2 protein-coding genes are annotated in these 1,474 nt (G+C 50.3%); one reads left to right on the forward strand and one right to left on the reverse strand.

Annotated elements, in window-relative coordinates:
• Window positions 1-351: 351 nt before the first annotated feature.
• Window positions 352-801 (forward strand): EF-hand domain-containing protein, encoded by a 450-nt coding sequence (locus EJP87_RS16290; protein WP_130472898.1) that lies wholly within the window; start codon window positions 352-354, stop codon window positions 799-801.
• Window positions 802-867: 66 nt separating this feature from the next.
• Here EJP87_RS16290 and EJP87_RS16295 read toward each other — a convergent pair.
• On the reverse strand, window positions 868-1,474 hold a 607-nt coding region (locus EJP87_RS16295; protein WP_130472899.1), incomplete at its 5' end, for an ABC transporter substrate-binding protein.

The raw sequence follows: 1,474 nt of genomic DNA on the forward strand, positions 1-1,474 counted from the left end.
ACGACCCTTGCGCTCTTCGTTATTCATCTTCCGGTATCCTGTACTGCGGAGGATTGTGCACAATTGCTTGTACCCTGATGATTTAACCACTCTTCACTTCACAGTATCTGCCCATTGCACATTTTTTTCAAGGTTCATTTGAGAGTCGTTCTCTGTATTGAGGGTCAGACAAATCTTTACAACTCTTCAAACACACTTACAGAAAAACCCCTTACAGTGTGACCATGGTGCAGAGGAGAAGGGGCGAGGGCCTCATCCAGAGACCTGGTGCGGAGAGGGTTGCGTGTTGTCGTGACCTGTTTAACCGTTTATGTACTGTGAATATCTGCAGGAGCAGAAAGGGGAGTAGCGATGAACATCATGGCGATGGGCAATATGGGTGGGATGGGCGGCATGGGGGGGATGCGTGGCATGGGCAAAGCCCCCACTGCCAGCGACTTGCTGAGCAAACTGGATAGTGATGCTGATGGTTTTCTCAGTTTGAGCGAAGCCAAAGGGCCTTTGCAAAAGGATTTTGCCGCTGCAGACAGCAACAGCGATAACAAATTAAGCAGTGATGAGTTGCAACAGTTGTTGACTGCGCACAGTCAGCGACGTGGCAACGGCATGTCGGGCATGGCGCCCCTTTCGGCAGCCGATCTGCTGAGTCAGATGGATACCAACAAGGATAATGGCATCAGCAGCGATGAGGCGCAGGGTAAATTGCAAGAGCGTTTTACCCTTGCCGACAGCAACAGCGATGGCAAGGTAAGCCTTGAGGAGCTGCAGAAGGATATGGACACGGTGAGGCCAGAATCATGACACTGCCCAGCGAAAGCAGAATCAACATCCGCAATCTGGAGAGAATAGACATCATGATTTCCGTGTCTAGCGTTTGATACGAATGGCTTCCGGCTTGACCGCCCGCAAGGCATCAAAATGGATGTGTGACAGATAATCAGGCATCTCCTTTTGCTCGGCGATGCGGTTGCTGATGGCCCAACGTGTTTCATCCTCGAGCATGATCAACAAAATTTGGTCGAGCAACACCCGATAGCCAAAACTGTTCCAGACCTGCTTGACCAGCTCTTTATCCACCTTGCTGATTTGCGCCACAATGGTTTGTGCCTCATCCGGATTGTTATGGGTAAACTCCTCCGCCTGGATCAAGGCGCGCAAAAAACGCTTGATGGTCTCTGGATGCTGTTTGATATACTCTTTTTTGGCAACCAGATTATAGGTTTCCGTATAGATATCCTTGTCATAGAAGGTTGTTATCCCCGCTGCGTGCGTTTTTTGAATCTGCGCCAGCGGATAGTTCCAGGTGGACACCGCATCGACCTGTTTGGCGGCAATCGCGCTCTGCATCTCATCCGGTTTCAGGGCAACCAATTGCACACTGCTGCGATCGATGCCATTGGCATTCAAAAAGGTGCTGAGAAAAAAATCTGATGTGGTACCAGGGGTATAACCGATACGCTTGCCATGCAAGGCT

Origin of the sequence: Candidatus Magnetaquicoccus inordinatus, from assembly GCF_004217665.1 — a bacterium.
GTDB classification, from domain to species: domain Bacteria; phylum Pseudomonadota; class Magnetococcia; order Magnetococcales; family Magnetaquicoccaceae; genus Magnetaquicoccus; species Magnetaquicoccus inordinatus.

Excerpts from the sequence above, each read along its gene's own strand:
- EJP87_RS16290 (WP_130472898.1), top strand. The coding sequence starts at position 352 with ATGAACATCATGGCGATGGGCAATATGGGTGGGATGGGCGGCATGGGG.